Below are 21,967 nucleotides of genomic sequence, written 5' to 3' on the forward strand. Positions count from 1 at the left end.
ATCGAAAAGTGAAGTCCTAAATTTTCTAGATTGGTCAATACAACACAGTATATGATCATTTGAACGAAAAAGTCCATAAATACTCATACATTTTGGTATTTTTCCTACAAACCTTAGTTAGGATACCACGATGAACTCTTTTTTACGTTTAGCTCTACTTTGCATTGTAGGATGGCTACCATGTGTGCTTTTAGGACAAAGCGGTCCGGGAGGAATACAAGATAATTCTTCAAATCTCTTTTGGTTGAAAGGAGATGTTGGTCTTTTCGAAACCGGCGGACTTGTGAGCCTTTGGGAGGATCGAGCCTCTTCCAACGATGCAAGCCCACCCATAAGTCAGGAGCCAGCTTACACAGATCCCGCAATCAATGGAATCGCTGGAGTAACATTCTCATCAGGTAAGGAACTTACCATAGCCAATTCCGGGAGCATCAATACCAGCACCTTTTCCACAAGAACGATTTTTATTGTTTTCAGCACTCCATCTTCATTTAGTGGAACACAAGTTTTGTATGAGCAAGGAAACAACTCCGATGGATTGATTATTTACATAGATGGATCAGGTCAATTAAATGCAGGTGTTTACAGCTCGACCAATGACTACTTCATCACCTCAAGTGCATTAACTGCTAGCACAGATTATATAATGAGCTTTACTTTTAATGGCGGATCCACAACCATAGAAGCATTATTAGACAATAACTCTGTTGGTGTAAATACTTCAGTATTAGCATCCGTAACAGGGACTTCTGGAGATATAACTTTCGGAGATAGTGGGGATGGGAATCAAATTAGTGGGGGTTCAACGATTACAAATGGTTCGGCAGGATTTACCGGAATTATTTCTGAGGCTATTTATTACAATGTGGTATTGAATGACGCGGAGATAACAATAATCAATAATTATTTAGGTGAAAAATACGGAATTGTACTTTCGGCAAACGATGAATTTGCTCAGGCAGGATACGAATCCGATCTTGTTGGTATTGGTAGACAAACGGCAGGTAATACATCAACTACAATAACCGGCTCAGGTGGAGAGATTTATTACGACGAAAGCGGCGCTACGCTTGATGCAGATGATGAGTGGGTTATGGCAGGGCATAATGGAGTTGGACATGGTACAACAAAAAGTAATGTAGACGCAGGTCTCATAGGATTTAGTAGATGGTCTCGAATCTGGTATTTAGAAAAAACAGGAACTGTAGACATTACACTTTCCTTTGATACGGACGAGGCAGGATTCGGTAATGCGGATGATATAGGGACAACCGGTGATTTCAAGCTTTTGTATTCCACTGATCCTTCTTCAGTAGATTTTACTGAGGCTTCAGGTACTCCTACAGCCTCGTTTACTGATGGAAACACGAAAGTTACCTTTTCAGTAACTGATGCCAATCTTGCTGATGGTTATTACACACTAGGTGTGACTGAAATCGTCAATTTTTATTCCTACAAATCAGGGGATTGGGATGATCCGTTGAATTGGACAACCGATCCTTCAGGTTCCATTCGTGTGAATCCAGATAGCAGATATCCGAATCAAACAACTGACAACGTTACCATTCTGAATGGAGATGAAATCGATCTTGACGCAGATGCTGTAACATCGAATGGTGGACCATACTCTGTTGGGGATGTTGATGTACGTTTGGGAGGTATATTAGACTTAGAAGGCACATCAAGTCATACTTTTGAAAATCTAAGTGGAAAGGGAACCATACGTTTAAATAGCTTTGATCTCCCATCTGTCACTACCACAAACACATTTATTACTACTTCAGGGGGAACATTTGAATTTTACTATGATGGATCAACCGATTTTAGCATAAATACAAGTCAATCATTTAACAATCTTACCATTAACATGACTAATGATGCCGAAACCCTTGACGGCATCCTGACTCTTCTTAATGATGTAGTAGTCAATGGAGACTTATTAGTTGAAGATGGTACATTTAGAATTAATGATAATGCTTCAACAACAACTCTGTCATTGTTAGTTAATGGCGACGTTTCAGTAGGTGCCGCAGGGACAATTTCTACAGGCACTGGAGATGCTCAAGTAATATGGCCAGGAGGCAACGTAACCGAAACATATCAATTTCATCAATTTGAAATAAAAGGTGATTTTATTAATGAGGGAACTGTATCGTTTACCAATCTTTCAGCTGCTAACCTAGATCAGTATCCGATGGCTGCAGATCCAGATGGTTTTGCCGGCGGAGCAACTGAATATGGAGTGGTAGAAGTGTTGTTTACCTCAAGCACTCAGAATCAAATGGTGACTTGCAATGGACCAACAACGTTTTACAGAATAGAAGTTGATAAGGGATCAGACGATACGTATATATGTGAAATAACCGCAAATAATTCAGCGAATTTCGACATTTTTGGAAGGGTAGCCTTTGCTCAGCATGTTGGTTCTAATTCATCAGAGTATGTAAACCCAAAAGCGTTGGGCTTAGAAAAAGGAACCCTTAAGTTATCTGATAATATTGTTATTCCAGAGGTCACTACAGCAGATCTAAATGGAAATATTGCGAGAGTTTGTTCAGGAACCTGTAACACTGATTTTGTTATTTTCCCTGACGCAAGATTATGGCTTGCAGGAACCTCTTCATTGACTTCAGAACAGCAAAGAGGCATCCAGGTGATGGGCAAGTTGCAGATTAGTGATAATGCAACACTTTCCAAGGGATCAGGTACATGCCAGATCTTATTTGATGATTCTGCAATCATGCTAATTGAGGGAGGTACAACTACAGTTAGTCAAATTCGAACAGTCGGAGGCCCTATTGATCCTAGAGGCGCATACATCCACACAGGAGGAACTGTAAACGTGAATCCGTATAATAACTCTGCTTCTTATCCTGTAGACGATATAGGTGATGGAGCAAATGGGTCTCACGCACTTTTTAGCTTACCGTATTCTGAAATGAACTTTACAATGATGGAAGATGACCCATCTAATCCTACTATTTTGAATATCATCATGGAAGATGATGATGACAATGATCAACCAAAAGAAACAGGAGGTGACGATGTATTAATCCAGATAGGTGTAGACAATGGTAATTATAGTGTTTCTGGGGGCACAATAAATGTTGAAATGAGAAATTTTACAGGTGCTTTTGATGAAGATGATGGGATCATCAATTCAACTGCTCCCTTTTGGAATTTGACGCTTGATAAAGAAGATGGGAATACCCGTCAATACTACATGGGAGCTGTCGATGCCACAGCCTTTACCCCAGCCGCAACTCTTCAAGATCTAATTGTATTAAATGACTTCAGAATGCTTGATAATGGAGGAACAGGATTTGACAGGGTAAGATTCGATGCTAATGGCGGTGATTTGACCATTGGAAATGGATTCTACATTGAAGCAAATACTTATATCGAGACAGAAGTCAACACCATTACATTTAATGGTACTTCTGCTGTGCAACGTATTTCTATTGAAGGCGAGCTTGTTTATGGAGTTCTTTCAGATATGAATGGAATGTACCAGATGGTTCTTTCAGGTGGTGGCACTAAGCGAATAGAAGGTACATTAGATCCATTTGAGATTGGAGACAGTCTTGTTATTGGCTCTGGTGTCATATTTGATGACAATGGATTCAATATTGCTGTGAATGGCGATATATATAATGCAGGGACTCATACTGGCGCTGGAAAAATAGAACTAACAGGTGGTGTAGCTACTCATACTATTGATGGTGATGGCACTGGAATTTTCACCAACTTAGAATTGGATGATGCCAATGGGGCAAACCTACTTGATGATATATTTATTTATGATACCCTGACAATGACTACAGGGATTTTTGACATTGATATTAATGCCCTCGTACTAGCCACAGATTCTTCAGGTATTTCTGGTACGGGATATAGTACAACGAAATACATCAGAACCGCTGGTAATGCTTCAGATGAGGGTATTGCTATGTACATAGCCAATGACAGAGATGATTACTTGTTTCCAATAGGCACAGACCTTGAATCCGGAACAGATAAATACACTCCCGCAGTTTTATCAATAACAGCCGTTAATGGTATTGATAGTGGGTATGTCAAAATAAGCGTCGCTGATGAGGTACTACCAACAATTGAAGCTTCAGAGACTGATAAGTTGAGCTTTTATTGGAGATTAAATCATTCTGGATTTGGTGCTGGTACACTTCCGGATATTTCACTTCAACTGAATTATGATGACGAAGATATCACAGGAAATGAAAATCAGTACAACGGAGGATATGTTTTGGATGAATCTCCATTTTCTCGAGTAGAAGAAGATGCGAATGATGATGACCGAAATTTTAATGAGTTAATTTTTAATGGCACGAGTTCTAACAATGGCGCCTTCCCAGGTAATAGATTCGAAATAATAAATGCAAATTTCAGTGCGGCAGGAAGTAATGCATGGAATGGAGCACCCGAAGTGTATTACAGTCGCGCCATAAATGGAACCTGGTGGGAATGGCAGGATACACAACATTGGTCAACAGATGCAGTTAATCAGCATTTAGGAGCAGCAGCGAGTGATTATCCTCAAGCAGGCGATATCGCTGTAGTAGGAAGTGTTTATGTAGATGCACTTGGTTGTGACCCGTGTATTAACTCAGGCACAGGTAGGCATCAGATTCGAATTGATAATACAGTAGGAAATGTTTCGGTTGCACAATTGATATTTGATTCTCAAGCTGGAGGAACGGCTTTAAATGTGACAGATATGTCAAGAGTTAGAATTCGAGGAGGTCTCACATTAGATGCTGATAAAATTGGCGGCACAGGGGAATTAGTACAGGATATTGGCACAGTCGCTGAAACTGGTACTATTACTGGAGATGTTGGTGATTTTATTGAAGAAAAGGACAACGGATTTTTCTATTGGTTTCAAAGTGTCAACAATGTGACTATTACAGACCGATTTGAATTTCCAATTTTCAGAACTTTTGGAGCAGACGGCACTTTAGATTTTTCTCAAGATGTAACCGCACACGGGATTGTTGTCGATAATGGAACAATAATGTCTATTTCTACAAACTGGACGATTGACAGCTTGGTCCAAATAGGCTCAAATGGTGCTGGTACGATCGAGTTTCCTGACGTAGGAACAAATGTGACATTAGAATGTGGAACATTGATTTATAGTAATGATGCTGGGAATAATATGAGCGTAGAAAATTCAGGAAGTGATGTTCATCGTCTGAAGGTAAATGAAGATATTTCACTAGATGTAGGCACAGGATTTGATTTAACATCAGCTGCGGGGGCTCAGGTAGAATTAGAAGTAGCTGGTAGCGGGAGTCATTCGTTTATCAATAATACAGGTGTAGGTGCTAGCTTATATCGTGTGATTGTAAATAAAGGTACAGATCCATCTGCAACGTTTACTTTTGACGATACTTTCACTTTAAGTGCCTCATCATCAGGTACTTCAAAACCAATAGAGCTTCAGAATGGTACTTTAATTTTGAATAATGGAAGCATTGATGTTGATGTGAATGGAGGAGGAGGAGACTTTGATATTCCATCATCAGCGGCATTGACTATAACCAATGGAACAGTCCGCGTTAGTGCAACAGGTTCAGGATCCGGAAATGGTATTCAATTGGATGGCAAGTTAACTATCAATGGTGGCAGTGCCATTTTTGCTGATGGAACGACTGGTGACAATTATGTAGAGTATGGATCAGGTGGATCAGCAGAAATCGAATTGACAACTGGGAATTTGATTGTCGGCTCTCAATTACGTAGATCCGTACTTTCATCAAATGGAACTATTACTTATTCACAAACCGGAGGTACCTCTTTATTCGGAGTAAATACAACTGCTACTTTCGAAAACACTAGAGGAGTCTTTGAAATTTCCGATGGGAGTTTCACCTTAAACAACAATGATGGTACTTCGCTATTGGCATTAGTAGGCGCTCAAGCCAATCCAACAATAGGAAGTTTTGTAATAGGAACCTCAAGTACCACCCCGACGGTAGCTATGGCTTCTGATACATACATCGATTTTGGATACGATGATGGTACTTACACCACACCCGCTTCGACCACATTCGAATTGAACTCCTATCAGTCACTATCCAATATCCGTGTGGATAGCAGTGATGCAAACAGTCCAACCGTTCAAATGATCATTAATAACCTGACACTTTCTGGAGATTTAGAAATCAACAATAATGGCATTTTTGATGCGAATGGATTGCAGGTAAATTTATCAGGAGATTTTATAAATGACGGCACCTACACACCAAACAATAATCTGTTTGTTTTCGAGGGAACCAGTCAGGTAATAAGTGGAACCACAGCCAGTACGTTTTATGATATGACGATCAATTCATCCGGTACGGTTGCCATAGATAATGTGACGGTTCCTGCATCCGGAATTATAATTACGAACGATTTTTTATTGAACTCCGGTACCTTCAATGATCAGGGAATTGCCACAAATGTGGAAGGAAATGTGGATATTTTAACGACCTATAGCGGAGCTGGAGGTCTTACAATGAATAGCTCAACGGTATCTCAAGAGCTGACCTCATCTGATAAAACTGGATCAATTAGTAAATTAGTTATTGATAATCCTAATGGAGTGACACTGGAGCAAACAGGTGGTGGCGAGGTAGTCACCATTAATATTGATGATGAAATTGCCATTGATGATGGGGTCTTCAATATTTCTGATAATAGACTTTTCATTGATGGAGATGCCACAATTACGACTACTGGTACTTTTGATGAAAACACCATGATTTCAGTAAATGGAGTCAAAAAGAGTGATGGAATTGAAAAAGAATTTAACAACAATACAAGCTTCACAATCCCATTAGGAGTTCCTGGTAAATACACTCCAGTAGATGTAGTAGTCAATAGTAGTGAAACTGCAACTATCTTGTTTAAAGTAATAAATGCAGCACATCCTTCTGCAATTGGTACTGATATTTTAGATTATTACTGGGTAGTTACAACATCAGATTCTGATATTTCTGGATTTGCCGGAAGCTCTATTACTTTTAGCTATATCGGAAGTGATATCAATGGCAACATTAACAATTATGCTAACGCTCGTCTAGAAGCACCAACATGGACTAAGCTACAACCTCCAATTTCCGGAAATGGTATTAATTCTGCCAGTAAGACAATAACGTGGGATGATACAGACTTAGGGAATAATAACTTCACCGGAGAATTTACAATAGGTGATCCGGACGATATTCCAGATGAACTTTTGCTTTATAGAACAGTAACCTCAGCAAGCGGAAACTGGTCCAATACTGCACTTTGGGAGGTATCATTGGACGGAGGATCAAACTATAACCCTGCGGGAGAAACACCACGAGCTGGCTCGGTAGTTGAGGTACGCAGCGATGCTAATATCACCATGTCCTCTGGGACTGATAATAATCAAAATCTATTTAGCGTAGCTGTTGAAGGAGCGCTAAATATCGGAGACTCTGATGGGCATAATTTTGGTGATGTTACTGGGACCGGAACGATGAAACTAGAGTCCGGTACTTTACCAGGAGGAGACTTGGATGTGTTCTTTAATACTTCAGGCGGGGTTATTGAATATGGAGGTGGATCGAGTTTTACCATACCTGCTGATTATACAGATATTAGAGGCATGATAATTAGCGATGGTGCTGTTAAACGATTTCCGTCGGTTATATATTCTGTGGGATCCACTGGTATCGCCATTCAAGATGGGGCAACTCTTTCCAATAACGGAAATATGAATTTTTCAAGTACTGGACCTATTACTATCACCAATGGAGTATTAAATGCTGGAAATGCTACAACCACAATGACTGGAGTTGACCTAACACTCACTGCTGGAACATTTAATGGCAGCGGAGCAGATGCCGTTTTATCGGGAGATATAAACTTAAATGGGGGGACATTCAATGCCGGAAGTGGCGATTTAAGTTTAAGTGGAGATGTAGATTATACTGCTGGTACGTTTAGCAATGGTAGTGGAACAGTAATTTTCACAGGAACAAACCATCAGATAGTGAATGGTGATTTCAAGCTCAACAAGATGTATAATGTTGAAATCAACAAAGCATCTGGTCAAGTGTATATAGGAAATATGGACACCATAGCTGTCGCAAATACATTGACTTTAACACAAGGAAGATTTAATACTGTGGACTCTACAAGTGCTGCACTTTTGTTATGTGATGTTGGTACTGGTGCAGGTAATTATATACGTACCAGTGGTTTTGTAAATGGACCATTATTGGTTGAACTAGGAAACAATCAGTCATTCACTTTCCCAGTAGGAAAAAACAATCTCTATAAGTCTTTTAGGGTGAATACGACAAGTGGTCAGGCAGGAGTTCAAGTATGGGAAGTGGAATTCTATAAAATTTCACCAGTTACCAACGAAGCTGCTGTAGATAATTTTACTGTTGAAGCGGCCAGCAATGTTCAGTCGATTATTCCAGATGAATATTGGCGAGTAAATACTGCTAGTCCCGCCAACGGAGCAACGTTCAGAATGGATGCAAGTATTAATACAATTACTCAGGATGAAATTGATGACCAAGAGTTACGTGTGCTAATTTGGGATGATGCGGGCACAGAGTGGGATGACCTGGGTGGGGTAGCTTCCGGCACACCATCTAATGCATCACTTGTATCAACCCTAGGGGCAGCGTTCAGTGAAAATTATTTCACTTTTGGTTCAGAAAACTCAGCGTCAGCCTTACCAGTCGAGTTAGTTTCCTTTACCGGAATCTCCAAAGAAAACCAGATATTCCTCAATTGGAAAACAGCTTCTGAATTAAATAATGATTTCTTTGAAGTTCAGCGGTCATCCAATGGCACTGCATTTGAAGCTATAGGGGTGATTGATGGAAATGGTAACTCAAGCGAACCAATAGAATATAACTTTATTGACAGAAACCCATTCTTCGGGGTGAATTACTACCGATTGAGACAAGTAGATTTTGACGGAGTTGAAGAGCTGTTACCAGTCATTTTAGTGATGAATGATTTCAAGCAGAAAGGAATAAAAGTATCAACTTATCCTAATCCTTCTTTTGCACATAATGTTCGATTGCGAATTCTTTCTGGCGATGATCACACACCAATCCATATGAAAATAATTGATATGGCCGGAAGAACTTACATAGAAAAACTCTTTCAAGGTTCTTTGATGATTGATGAAAAAGTTAATTCAACGATAAATCTAAAATCAGGAATGTATTACCTAATAGTTGAACAAGGTGGGAATACGAAAAGACATAAAGTCCTGATCAAGTAATTAGAATTTATTTACCGCATTACTTATGCAGCAGGCTACAAAGCCTGCTGTTTCTGTTCGTAGGGTATTTTCACCCAAGGAAACAGCCATGAATCCATTCGCTTTAGCTTGGTCTACTTCTTCTAAACTAAAATCCCCTTCGGGACCGATGAGTATGGTAACTGTCTGATTGGGATTTAAAGCTTCGAATATATATTGGTGCGAATCATCCACGTGAGCAATTAGTTTAATTTTAGCATCAGCATTAGTTAGAAACGCATCTAGTTGAGTTAACTCATTTAGATGAAGTAAAAACGGATTTCCACTCTGTTTCATTGCGCTGATTGCTTTCTTCTCCAATCTATCCAGCCGGAGCTTCTTTCGTTCACTGTGTTTGGTCTGAATGAAAGTCACCTCATCTACACCAATTTCGGAGAGCTTTTCAACTAGCCATTCCATACGATCTGCATTTTTGGTGGGAGCTATAGCTAAATGAATATGAAATTTCTTTTGAGGAGTAAAATTCGAATCAATAATATCAAATGCGCATGATTTTTTGGAAACGTGAGTCAAGATAGCTTGGTGTTTTCCACCATTTCCATCAAAAATCAGAATTTCATCCCCTTGTTGATGCCTCAGAACCTGAGCACAGTGCTTTGACTCCTCTTCTGAAAGTGTGTTTCCTCCATCTTGAATGAATTTTTTGTAAAAAATGGTCATTCGTATAAAAATTTTAACTTGAAAAATTAATTTTTGTGCAAATTGGCTAAAAAGAGGTTAGAAAACGAACCTACTTAATATTGATATGCAAAAATTAAGTACTTTTGGGCATTGAAAATTGCTGAAAATTATAAACCATGGCACAACTCAGACACCAAGCGCTTAATTTAGTTCAAAAAAGAAAGAAGGTAGAAGTAAAAGCCCCTTCAAAACGAATCTCAGATTATTTCGGAGAAATGGCCTTCACAAAGGCTCAAATGCAGACTACTCTTTCACCTGATGTTTTTAAAAGAGTAACTGACTGTATAAAAAATCGAAAAAAAATCGACATTGAAACAGCAGATGCTGTTGCAGCTGCAGTGAAGAATTGGGCCATGGAACGAGGTGTCACACACTACACACATTGGTTTCAGCCACTTACCGGAGCTACAGCAGAAAAGCATGATTCGTTCTTCGACCCAAGCAAGGGTATCGAAAACTTCAAGGCAGAAGCGCTTGTTCAGCAAGAGCCAGATGCCTCTTCCTTTCCAAATGGGGGTATAAGAAGCACTTTCGAAGCTAGAGGATACACCGCATGGGATCCATCTTCACCAATATTTATCTATGGAAAGACACTATGTATCCCAACGATCTTTGTAGCATATACAGGAGAAGCACTTGATCATAAGGCACCATTACTAAAGGCACTTGAAGCTGTTGATAAAGCAGCCGTTAAGGTATGCCGTCTTTTTGACAGAAACGTAGCCAAAGTGAACGCTTCGCTTGGATGGGAGCAGGAATATTTTGTCGTAGATAAGGCTCTTTACAATGCACGTCCAGATTTGGTAATGGGAGGTAGGACACTTTTTGGTCACAATCCGGCCAGAGGACAGCAGCTTGATGATCATTACTTTGGTACTATTCCAACGAGAATTTATGATTTCATGAAGGAATATGAAATCGAAGCACATAGGTTAGGTATTCCACTAATGACCAGACACAATGAGGTGGCGCCTGCCCAGTATGAAGCTGCTCCTATGTATGGTACTGTAAACGAAGCTACTGATCATAATCAGCTGCTGAAGGATGTGATGGAAAAGGTAGCCAACAAGCACGACCTAAGGGTTCTATTCCATGAAAAGCCGTTCGCAGAATTGAATGGTAGTGGAAAACACAACAACTGGTCACTTGTTACAGATACTGGAGTAAACCTTTATCAACCAAGCAGTAGTCCAAAAGAAAATCTTTTATTCTTAACCTTTTTTGTAACTACAATAAAAGCCGTACACGAGTATTCGGGCCAGTTAAGATCAAGCATTGCTTCCGCTGGAAATGATTTTAGATTAGGAGCAAATGAGGCACCACCGGCTATTATATCTGTTTTCATTGGTTCAACCTTGACCAAGGTTCTTGACAAACTGGAGAAGTCTGGTGATATCATGGTTGAGAAAGGAGAGAATCTGTATATGAAATTGGGAATCGATCAGATACCATCTATTATTCTGGATAACACAGACAGAAATAGAACTTCCCCATTTGCATTTACTGGAAATAAGTTTGAATTCCGTGCAGTAGGATCAGATGCCAATGTTTCAGATCCTATGATGGTATTGAATACCATTATGGCAGAGCAACTATCTGATTTTTATAAGAAGGTAAATAAGCTTATTGATTCAGGGAGAGATAAAAGATTGGCCATCATCGATGTACTTCGAGATTACATCAAAGAGTCCAAATCTGTTCGATTTGAAGGTGATGGATATTCTGATGAATGGGTTAAGGAAGCGGAAAAGAGAAAGCTGGCAAATGTAAAAGACACGCCAAGGGCATTAGATTTTTCAATCACAGAGAAAGCGATCAAGTTGTATGAAAAACACAAAGTAATGAGCCGCGTGGAGGTCGAGGCTCGACACGAAATTAGATTGGAGAATTACATCAAGAAAGTACAAATTGAATCAAGGATGATGGGAGATATTGCCAGTAATATGATTATCCCTACGGCTACTAAGTATCAGTCACAATTGATCAGGAATGCAAAAGGTCTAATGGATCTTAGTCTGGATGCAGCTGAGATTAAGAAAACAATCGAAGAGGTGTCCACTCACATTAACAATGTGAGAAGATTGACACATGATATGGTAGAAGAGCGCAAGCGTGTCAATAGGATTGAAAGCATCAGAGAACGTGCCATTGAGTACTGTGATGCAGTGAAAGGTAAATACTTTGAGCCTTTACGATACGCAGTAGATAAGCTGGAGATGCTAGTTGACGATGAAGACTGGCCACTGCCAAAGTATAGGGAATTGTTATTCTTGAAATAAAGAACCAATAGCCCCGACTTTGATCGGGGCTCTCTTATTTACTCACATTTTAAATTCTCTGATGGATTAGCAGTAGCCGCTTTGTAGGCTTGAAAGCCTGTGGTAAGCATGACGAACGCTCCAACAATTAATAGAACAGCTGCGAATATCATTACATTGATTTCGGTATGATATTCAAAGTCATTAAGCCAGTTAGTCATTATTTTATGGCCAATAATAAAGGCCGGAAGCGCGCCGACAAGAACCAGCCAGATAAAGTCCTTTACCAGAAGTATTACTAGGCCTTTTACATCCGCACCTAAAACTTTCCTTACACTAATTTCCTTTGTGCGCTGCTCCGCTGTGAAAGAGGCTAAACCTAAGAGGCCAAGACCAGAAATTAGAATCATCATCACAGCAAATCCAAGGAATAGTTGTCCTCTTAGTTGATCACTTTCATAGGCTTCCATAAAATTTTGATCAAGAAATTGATATTCTAAAGGTGTATTTGGAAAGAGTTCGTTCCATGAAGTTTCAAGATGTGCAAGACCCTCTTCTAAATCGCCACCTATTTTTACCATTGCCTGTCTGTTATTCAGGCTGGGGAATATCATGAACGATTCAATTGGATTATAAAGTGATCGATGATGGAAGTCCTTCACTACTCCAACAACTTTGTGAAACACTGTGCTATCCTGATCAAACTGAAATCGCATACCAATTGGATCATTCCAGCCCATTCTCTCCACCATTGACTCATTGACCATCACAGAAGTAGCGGTATCGCTCGGAAAATCTCTGGAGAAGCCACGGCCATCGATTACCTCAATTCCCAATACATTAAGATAATCGTAATCTACGCCGTACCAGTCTACGCCGTAATCTTCCATTACGCCATCATTAGTCTCTACTTGCATCACATTCTTCCCAAAACCAAATCCCGGTACATTCGTGGCTGTGGAGGCGTTAGTTAAATTAGGATTTTGCAATAATCTAGTTCTAAATGCTTCCCATTTCTCACTGGTACTTCTGTTTAATGTAAAGTTGACAACCTGATCCTTGTTAAACCCAAGGTCAGCATTTCTTACAAATTGCATCTGTTGATAAATAACTAACGTACCAATAAGCATGAAAATCGATATGGAAAATTGAAGTCCCACCAATATTCTTCGTAACCAAACATTACCCGTGCGTTTGTTTCCCGAGCCTCCTTTTATGGCTTTAATCGGGCTAAAACCAGAGAGGTAGAACGCCGGATACGAACCACTCACCAGACCGGTGAAAATTAGGATTCCAATGAGTGTGAAGACAATCTTTTGGGACAGCAAATCGCTTAGTAAAAGAGATGTACCAACTGATGAATTGATTACTGGTACAGCGATAAGAAGTAGCAGTATGCTAATGATCATTGATACAAGCGCAATTACGATGGACTCAACAATGAACTGACGAATCAACGCAGCACGAAACGCACCCATCACTTTTCGGATACCAACCTCCAGAGACCTACGCATTGATCTTGCAGTTGCAAGATTCATATAGTTGATGCAAGCAATAAGGACAAGAAAAATGGCAACAGCAAGGAATATGTATACATAATCGATATTACCAAGTGCCGTCGGTTCGCCTTCAAAGTCTGAGTACAAGTGAATGTCCTGAATGTTGATTACTTCATACTTGACTTTGATGTCGAACTGATCAAAAACAGTTGCCACATACTTAGGAATAATCTCATCATTGAGTCGCTGTTCGACATAAGATGGATCAACGCCCTCATTCAGGACAACATACGTATATAAACCAAAACCGCCCCAGCTTTGCGAGTTTGAATAGCGTTCATTAGTACTAAATGAAGCCATCGCGTCTGGTCGGATGTGTGAGGTAATTGGCACATCTGCATATATGCCAGTCACCTTGTATGAGAAGCGTTCTGTCTCCAATAACTGACCCATTGGGTTTTCACCTTTGAAAATTTTCTCAGCAAGCGTTTGATTTAATACGATGCTGTTTGGAGCATCCAAGGCTGTCTCCGGATCACCTTGAATGAAATTAAAAGAAAAGACATCGAAGACTGTTGAGTCGACTAAGTACATGTCCTCCGCTTCGTAGTTTCTATCATCGAGTCTGAATCGCGTCTGACCACCCCCTGCAAAACGTGTGAACTGTTTGATCTCTTGAAATTCGGTATTTACCGTACTTCCCAATGGGGGTTGAGTCACTGCCCATCTGAAGGCATTATCTGGCTCCGTAATATCCGCAGAGATTCGATAAATATTTTTTGCATTTAGATGATGCTGATCGTAACTCGTTTCTTGATTTAGATATAAAACAATGAGAAGTGCAGAAGCAATCCCAATAGTTAGTCCTAATATGTTTAGAAGTGCGTAACCTGGTTGACGCTTAAGGTGGCGAATGGCCACCATGAAATAATTTCTTAGCATAGGTATTTTGAGTTTTTTTGACAGAACCAATTTACTGAAATAGCTGAGCTACTTTATATCCACTCATCACAATTAAGATTATTTAACGCTATTTAACGATTCTAGATATCTATTGAATAAGCACTTTGTGCACCACTTGTATACACTCAAAATTCGACTTATCTAGTATTGATTCCGTGTTTTGCATATGGTCTAATTATTACCAGATTTAAAAACCTATTCATATGAAAAAAACACCAAAAAAATCATTTCGAAAACGCTTTGTAATCTTTTTACTCTCTGTTTTTATCGGATTCCAATCCTTTTCTCAAAGCGATTACTACTGGGTAGGCGGTACAGGAAACTGGACAGACTTTGCCAATCACTGGGCAACTAGCTCAGGAGGGAATGTATTTCATACGTCTGCTCCAGGTACTGAAAACAATGTTTTTTTTGACGAAAATTCATTTGCATTTCCAGGGGAAGTAGTGACTATTGGAGGAGAAGGAACATTTGCTTTGTGCAAAGACTTGAACTGGACAGGAGCTTTTGCTGCGACGCTTAATTTTATTGGAGGTGATACCAATGATGGGAAAATGTTGGTAGCAGGCTCAGTTACATTAAATGATAATTTAACACTATTAATAAAGGAATTAAGACATATCCCTAACAATGAAAATGTATTATTTGATTCGCGTGGGATTAGCATGAATGAGACTGACTTGCTTTTCAATTTGGGAGGCGGAGGCATTTCAATTGAAGATTCAATTTCAGCTAAGAATATAAGTATATTTTTTCCTAATGATACTTTGGATTTTAACGGTTATCCTGTTCATGCTTTAAACAATATTGCTGTACAGAGTCCCGGAAGCGGTACTATAGATCTCGTAAGTTCAAAATTATATGCAAAATCGATTAACCTAACCCAAGGTATAGCAGATTTGAAATCAAGTAATACAGAGGTACATATAATCTATGTTGGAGGCACCACGCAGATAGATAGAACTAAATTTGTGAACCCTCCATTTGATAAGTATTTTATTCATGCTAGTAGCCACAGCTTCATATTTTTTGATCCGAAATTTAATGAATTGCATGTCGATCCAGGAGTTTTTTTGAATCTATTTACTTCGGTTTTAGAGGTTGAATTTAATCGGTTAGTTGCAAAGGGTGATAGAGATAATCAAATAAGAATAAATGGACATAATGACCTTACTTTTAAGCAGAATGGAGGATCTGTAGATGTTGAATTTGTTTCAATTGACAACGTCAAAGGCATTGGATCTGCCGAATTTAACGCCTACGCCTCAATACCAATTAATTCTACAGACGGTTGGATATTTTCCAAAATTGATCAGGAAATAACATTTGATTTAGATGTGAATAAAGATTACGAGGATGTTGGCGAGTTGATCGACTTATCCGCTACTACAAATTCAGATTTAGAGATCATTTATACCAGTAGTGATGAAAGCGTGGTGCGCGTTATTGGGTCAAGTCAGCTAGAAGTTGTAGGTGTCGGCACTGCGGATATTACTGCCTCACAGGCTGGGGATGAGTACTATACAGAATCCACAAAAACAAACGTGATTAACATAGCTAAGGCAGATCAGATACTTGATTTTGAATCAATTGAAGATCAGTGGATAGGAGATCAGTATGTTAGCTTATCAATTTCATCAAATACGGAATTGCCAATCACATTTGAAATAAATGGGCCAGTGGAAAAGGATGGTGATTTTTTAAATTTTACTGGTACAGGACCAGTTGAAGTAATTGCTTCACAAGTAGGCAATGATAATTATAACGAGGCTATTGAAACTTCGATTTCATTTGAAATTATTAAAGCCAATCAAGAAATTACATTCAATGACATTTCGGATACATGGATAGGGGATGAGCTAGTTAATATCAACGCAACATCTGATTCAGAGCTACCACTTACTTACCAAATAAATGGGCCTGCCACGATAGTAGGAAGTGTGTTAACACTTTCAGGAGAGGGAACAGTACAAATAATTGCATCACAACAAGGAAATGATGATTATAAACCAGCTCCTGATGTAATCAAGCAGTTTGAAGTTTATAAAAAAGAGCAAACAATCACCTTCGCGGAGATTCAAGACATCCCTGAAGACGCAAGCTTTGTAAACCTCGATGCCACCTCAGATGCAGGACTTGAAGTCACGTACTCTGTGGTGGGTCCAGGAGAAGTAGTTGATGGTGCCATGGAATTTACAGGATATGGTATAGTGCAAGTGACAGCCAAACAAATGGGTAATGAATTTTACTCGGCTGCTGAAGATGTGCGAAGGTCTTTTGAGATTCTTGCATCCACGTCTGAAAAACCCTTGTTTCTCACACAACCAGAAGGATTGGGAATGATCTACCCCAATCCGGTTGCTGATTACCTTTACTTTGATCGGCAGCTAAAGATTGAATCCATTTATGTCAGTGACCTGTCAGGAAAAGTGTTTTACAATGGAGCTGTTAAAGGAGATCAGCTTGATGTTTCATCATGGGAAGCGGGCACCTACATACTTTCAATTAAGACCAGCGGTGGCGATACGTATACAGGACGTTTAATAAAAAACTAAGGAAGCTATCTATTAAGGTGGCTCATGAGCGCCTCAAATATGAGCTGCCTTTTTAGAAAATTTGACATTGTCAAACCTAAGTGCGCCTAAGGCAGTACAATGATGTGCTGCCTTTCTTTTTGTGTTTTTTTGCAACTAATTTTGTGATCTATGAAAACAGCTGAAATACATACAAAAAAAGGAGTGATGAAAATCGAATTTTTTGAAGAAGACGCTCCAAATACGGTCAAAAACTTTACAGATCTTGCGAATGACGGATATTATGATGGATTGACTTTTCACCGGGTAATTCCAAACTTCGTGATTCAGGGTGGATGCCCTAAAGGAGATGGAACAGGAGGACCGGGACATCAAATAGATTGTGAACTTGATGGTAACAATCAATACCATGACAGAGGAGTTTTATCCATGGCACATGCTGGTAGAAACACTGGAGGTTCTCAATTCTTCATTTGTCATAGCCGCGAGAACACGGCTCATCTGGATCGCAATCATACTGTATTTGGTAAAGTTGTAGAAGGATTAGATGTCATCGATCAGATCAAAGAAGATGATGTGATGGAGAAGGTAATAATCAACGAATAAGCAGTAATTGAAAGTACACTTAAAGGCTCACGAATTGTGAGTCTTTTTTGTTTAGATGAATATCTTTGACAAGATTGTGTTGATATCGTAAACTAAGCAGCTATGAAGAGCATCTTATTTCCCCTATTTCTTTCAGTCGCCTTTATTTCATTGGCACAAAGTGATCAGATTTCAACCAACGATGGAGAGGTAGTAATTCAGCCAATCACACATGGCACTCTTGTGCTGTCCTGGAATGACGAAGTAATTTATGTGGATCCTTATGGAGGTGCAGATGGTTTTGAAGGAATTGCTGACCCCACGATTATTTTGATTACTGATATCCATGGGGATCATCTGAATGTGAAGACTTTGGCAGCCATAAATACTTCACGAGCTAAATTTTTTGTTCCACAGGCAGTTAAAGACAAATTGCCAGAAGCAATGAAGTCGAGGACTGTAGTAATTGGAAATGGACAAACAGTAGTATTTCAAGAAATAGAAATACTTGCTATTCCTATGTATAACTTGCCTGAGTCTCCCGACGCTCGACACACAAAGGGAAGGGGTAATGGCTATGTCTTAACAATAGGTGGAAAACGTATTTACCTCTCAGGAGATACAGAAGATATTCCAGAGATGCGCAACCTTAAAAATATTGATGTTGCATTTGTATGTATGAATCTTCCATACACGATGGATATAAGTCAAGCTGCCAGTGCAGTCATTGAGTTTCAGCCTTCTATCGTTTATCCATATCACTACAGAGGCAAAGGCGGTCTGAGTGATGTTGAATCATTCAAAACGATGGTTGAAAATTCAGGAATAGCTACTGAAGTTAGACTTAGAGATTGGTACGCTCGATAGTCTTATGCAGCTGCTCTTACCTGATTAAGCCACATTTGAAAAAAGCTCAACTGAACCCACTGTGTGCTTGAAGATTGATTTGTGCTAGTTTCTACAAGTACCCACATTTTGCCGTAATCGTCTTTTTTCCCGGCTAGTACGTTTCTTCGTAGTTCAGATCCATTCACGTTGTAGCTCACTGAGAGATCCATCAACTGATTCAAATAAATTGCTTCCATAACTTTTAGTCTTTTAATTATGATTCAAAGATGATCAAGCCATGGAAGCTGTGGTAGCGTGATTTTGGTATTTTGATAAATTACGTGATTTACTTAAAGAATTATTGCGTTTCTGTATTCGCAAATTCAATGAATTCTTCAGTTGTCATCTTATTAGCTTTTTTAAGGATTCTTCCATTTTTGTCAATGAGATAAAATGTAGGATAGGCACCTTCTGATTTGAATTTCTTTCGGAGTTTAAGATGGGCTTTATTTACTTTTTTGAATAAGTTATGAGGCATTGGATAAGGTCTCATAATTAAGTGAGAATTGACAAGTAGATAATCAGAGTACGTCTCTTTAACTTCGTCTTTAACGAAAATTTCTCGTTGCATTCTCATACAAGGAGTACACCCCTCACCCGATAAATAAAGTAATATAATCTTATCTTCCTCTTTTGCCTTATCAATAAAAAAATCAAACGTATAATTTGTAGAATCTATATTAATAAACTCAAGCCCCTGTGAAAATAATGGGATGCTAAGATTTATAGTTAAAATGGATACGATTAATCTAACTGACATAAATATATTTTTAACTAAATCTACAACTTTTCACACCGTTCGCTAAGACTGCCCTGCATAAGGGCATTGAGTTTTTTTCTAAGTGCAGAACCAGTTTTATTCTCGATGACACGTCCATCTATTTCTTTTACTGGAGTAAGCTCACCCATGGTGCCTGTCGCAAAAACCTCATCAGCATTATAGAATTCAACCAAGCTTAGATTTTTTTCCTGGACGGGAATGTTGTTCGTTTGAGCCAGCTCTAGCATGAAGCCTCTAGTGATGCCATGGAGACAAGCATTTGCAAACGGTGTGTATAGGGTGCCATCTTTTACCATAAAAAGATTAGTATCGTTTAGTTCTGCCACAAATCCTCGTTCATCGAGCATGACACCTGCATCAACCCCAGCAAAGTTGGCTTGAATCTTTGCCAGGATGTTATTTAAGAGATTATTGTGATGGATTTTGCTGTCGAGAAATTGGGGTCCATTTCTTCTTTGGGTAGAAGTGATGACTCGAATGCCTGAGTCATTGTCATAAACCAGAGGCTTCCATTCCGCTAATACGATCAAGCAGCTACCTTTTTGATTAAGTCTTGGATCCATACCAGATGTCACCTTTTCACCTCTACTAAGAGTGATCCGCATAAGGGTGTCCTCCGTCATTTTATTTGCTTCTAAAGTTTGCTTTATCGCGTCTTTCACAAAAGTCCGAGTAGGAATATGTTCAAAAGCGAGGGCTTTGGCCGAAGCAAATAATCTATCAATATGCTTATCTAAATGAAGGATTCCTTCTTTGTAAACTCTGGAACCTTCCCATACGGCATCTCCACCTTGGACGGTGCTGTCAAATACCGAAACTTTTGCTTCATTTCTGTGATATAGGCGATTACCTACCCAAACTTGTATATTTTCATTTTTAGGGTTGTACTTCTGTAGCATGTGCTTTTAGTTTTTCATAATATGAAATCGCTTCTGAGTGGAGTGATTTACAATGCTCTGGCAATGACCGATCACTTGTTTTTTGTTTGGTAAAGCCAGTGGAGTTGTGTACATTTTTATACCAATATTTTGCCCAGACTCCATCTTCCGATTTCGTGCCTTTTTCCCAGGTCAACATCTGTTTTTGAAAAGAAATATTTAGCTGGCGGCATATTTTTGATAGACTTTTTTCAGGATCTTTTAAGATGTCGTTGGAGTCTATGACAATAGGAGGATGAGTGCAATTCTCCTGCACATAATCCAGCAAATCTGCTTCATGCTTTAAACCAATATCTTGAATTGTTGGGTTCGTAATAACCTGAGCAAATGACGCGATCAGCTGTTTGGGATCACGAATCAAGAAGATATTGTGAATATCCTTTAGGTAACTCCAATCAAGCCCTTCGTGGTGATGTGCCATGTTTTTTAGGAATACTATTTCATTCCCCTTTTCCAGGGAGTGAATCTGATCTATTACTTCAATAGGATCACTTGACATACTGGCGATAGTTTCATCTCTTCCTGGATGGTTCAAGCCGGTTTTTACAAGGTAATAAGCATAAAATGGTTCATCAATCACTTTGATCTTTGAGTGTTGAGCAAACGCATACATCAGGGCTGTGGAAATATTTCGTGGGCCAGAGATTAGGTTTATGATCATTTTAGGTTCCTTTTCCAAGGACTAATTTATATCCATTAATGTCTTCTATAACAAACTCGCGCATTTTATAGTCCGTGTTGTTGATCGGTTCTAAGATTTTCACTCCCGCATTTTGGTACTCTTTATATACTTTGTCTACGTCATGCACAAAAATGTATAGTCGAGCTTGATCATCTTTTTTAATCGGATGATTAGAAGTAGTAAAGTGCAAGCCGACAGCATCGTCGCGATTGACAACAGCATAGGTGGGCGGGTCTTTCCAGAGGAATGAAATCGCAAAGCCTAGTTTATCTCGATAGTATTCTGCAGTTGCTTTGACATTTTCTACTGGCAGTATTATAGAGGAATGGGAAAAGAGATTCATGAATTAAAGATCATAAAAAAAGCCCTGACTAAATAGTCAAGGCTTTTAATATGAATATTTTTATGCTTAGGCCATTTGAGCAGTAAGCTTGTCGCTAAGGACGTTTTTAGGAACCGCTCCAATTTGCTTGTCTACGATTTCACCATTTTTAAATACCAACAAAGTTGGAATTGATCGGATGCCGAATTTAGCGGATACTTCAGGATTTGCGTCCACATCTACTTTTCCAATTACTGCCTTTCCTTCAAAATCTCCAGCTAGTTCTTCTACCACAGGACCGATCATTTTACATGGACCACACCACTCTGCCCAGAAATCAACAAGAACAGGTTGATCTGAATTGATGATTTCTTCAAAGTTGCTATCCGTAATTTCTACTGCTTTTGCCATTGTATTATTATTGAATTTTTTTAATTGCTTGTGTTTCGAACACAAAAGTAATTTGAATAGTTTATTCTCTTTTGATAAAACGGAGGTTTGTTGTTGCCTTGAC

The 21,967-nt window shown here is 39.1% G+C and carries 13 protein-coding genes; 5 read left to right on the forward strand and 8 right to left on the reverse strand.

Annotated elements, in window-relative coordinates; all coding sequences use genetic code 11:
* The first annotated feature begins 130 nt into the window (after positions 1–130).
* Positions 131–9,283, forward strand: coding sequence for a T9SS type A sorting domain-containing protein (locus ABJG98_RS04650; RefSeq protein ID WP_348278313.1), 9,153 nt, complete (start codon positions 131–133; stop codon positions 9,281–9,283).
* On the opposite strand, the gene ABJG98_RS04655 is transcribed toward ABJG98_RS04650, so the two are convergent.
* Positions 9,284–9,982, reverse strand: a complete 699-nt coding sequence (locus ABJG98_RS04655) for a 16S rRNA (uracil(1498)-N(3))-methyltransferase (protein ID WP_348278314.1) — start codon at positions 9,980–9,982, stop codon at positions 9,284–9,286.
* Positions 9,983–10,119: 137 nt separating this feature from the next.
* Here ABJG98_RS04655 and ABJG98_RS04660 point away from each other — a divergent pair, with 137 nt between their 5' ends.
* Positions 10,120–12,282 carry a glutamine synthetase III gene (locus tag ABJG98_RS04660; RefSeq protein ID WP_348278315.1) on the forward strand — a complete coding sequence of 721 codons (2,163 nt, stop codon included), beginning with the start codon at positions 10,120–10,122 and terminating at the stop codon, positions 12,280–12,282.
* Positions 12,283–12,320: 38 nt separating this feature from the next.
* Here ABJG98_RS04660 and ABJG98_RS04665 read toward each other — a convergent pair whose 3' ends face one another.
* A complete protein-coding gene (locus ABJG98_RS04665) occupies positions 12,321–14,702 on the reverse strand; it encodes an ABC transporter permease (protein ID WP_348278316.1) in 2,382 nt (793 codons plus the stop codon).
* A gap of 224 nt (positions 14,703–14,926) precedes the next feature.
* Here ABJG98_RS04665 and ABJG98_RS04670 point away from each other — a divergent pair, with 224 nt between their 5' ends.
* The 3 genes from ABJG98_RS04670 (at position 14,927) to ABJG98_RS04680 (ending at position 18,709) form a co-directional block, all read left to right on the forward strand.
* Complete coding sequence (locus tag ABJG98_RS04670; protein ID WP_348278317.1) at positions 14,927–17,278, forward strand: T9SS type A sorting domain-containing protein; 2,352 nt, start codon at positions 14,927–14,929, stop codon at positions 17,276–17,278.
* A gap of 150 nt (positions 17,279–17,428) precedes the next feature.
* Positions 17,429–17,863 (forward strand): peptidylprolyl isomerase, encoded by a 435-nt coding sequence (locus tag ABJG98_RS04675; protein ID WP_348278318.1) that lies wholly within the window; start codon positions 17,429–17,431, stop codon positions 17,861–17,863.
* Between the two features lie 102 nt (positions 17,864–17,965).
* The gene (locus ABJG98_RS04680) at positions 17,966–18,709 is read left to right on the forward strand and encodes an MBL fold metallo-hydrolase (RefSeq protein ID WP_348278319.1); all 744 of its coding nucleotides are present in this window, start codon (positions 17,966–17,968) and stop codon (positions 18,707–18,709) included.
* A gap of 2 nt (positions 18,710–18,711) precedes the next feature.
* Here the strand turns inward: ABJG98_RS04680 and ABJG98_RS04685 are convergent, their stop codons facing one another.
* From ABJG98_RS04685 to trxA, 6 genes are all read right to left on the reverse strand, one after another.
* Positions 18,712–18,927, reverse strand: coding sequence for a hypothetical protein (locus ABJG98_RS04685; protein ID WP_348278320.1), 216 nt, complete (start codon positions 18,925–18,927; stop codon positions 18,712–18,714).
* Positions 18,928–19,028: 101 nt separating this feature from the next.
* A complete protein-coding gene (locus ABJG98_RS04690) occupies positions 19,029–19,490 on the reverse strand; it encodes a hypothetical protein (RefSeq protein WP_348278321.1) in 462 nt (153 codons plus the stop codon).
* A 20-nt stretch (positions 19,491–19,510) separates the two neighbouring features.
* The gene (locus tag ABJG98_RS04695; RefSeq protein WP_348278322.1) at positions 19,511–20,410 is read right to left on the reverse strand and encodes an aminotransferase class IV; all 900 of its coding nucleotides are present in this window, start codon (positions 20,408–20,410) and stop codon (positions 19,511–19,513) included.
* Positions 20,388–21,110 carry a sulfotransferase family protein gene (locus tag ABJG98_RS04700; protein ID WP_348278323.1) on the reverse strand — a complete coding sequence of 241 codons (723 nt, stop codon included), beginning with the start codon at positions 21,108–21,110 and terminating at the stop codon, positions 20,388–20,390. Before ABJG98_RS04700 ends, ABJG98_RS04695 begins: the two co-directional genes overlap by 23 nt.
* Position 21,111: 1 nt before the next feature.
* Positions 21,112–21,474: a VOC family protein gene (locus ABJG98_RS04705; protein WP_348278324.1), complete on the reverse strand. Its 363-nt coding sequence runs from the start codon at positions 21,472–21,474 to the stop codon at positions 21,112–21,114.
* A 66-nt stretch (positions 21,475–21,540) separates the two neighbouring features.
* Entirely contained in the window at positions 21,541–21,909 is a 369-nt protein-coding gene (gene trxA / locus ABJG98_RS04710) for a thioredoxin (protein ID WP_348278386.1), read from the reverse strand.
* Positions 21,910–21,967: the final 58 nt, after the last annotated feature.

This window comes from Ekhidna sp. (genome assembly GCF_039960695.1).
In the GTDB taxonomy this organism is placed as follows: Bacteria; Bacteroidota; Bacteroidia; order Cytophagales; family Cyclobacteriaceae; genus Ekhidna.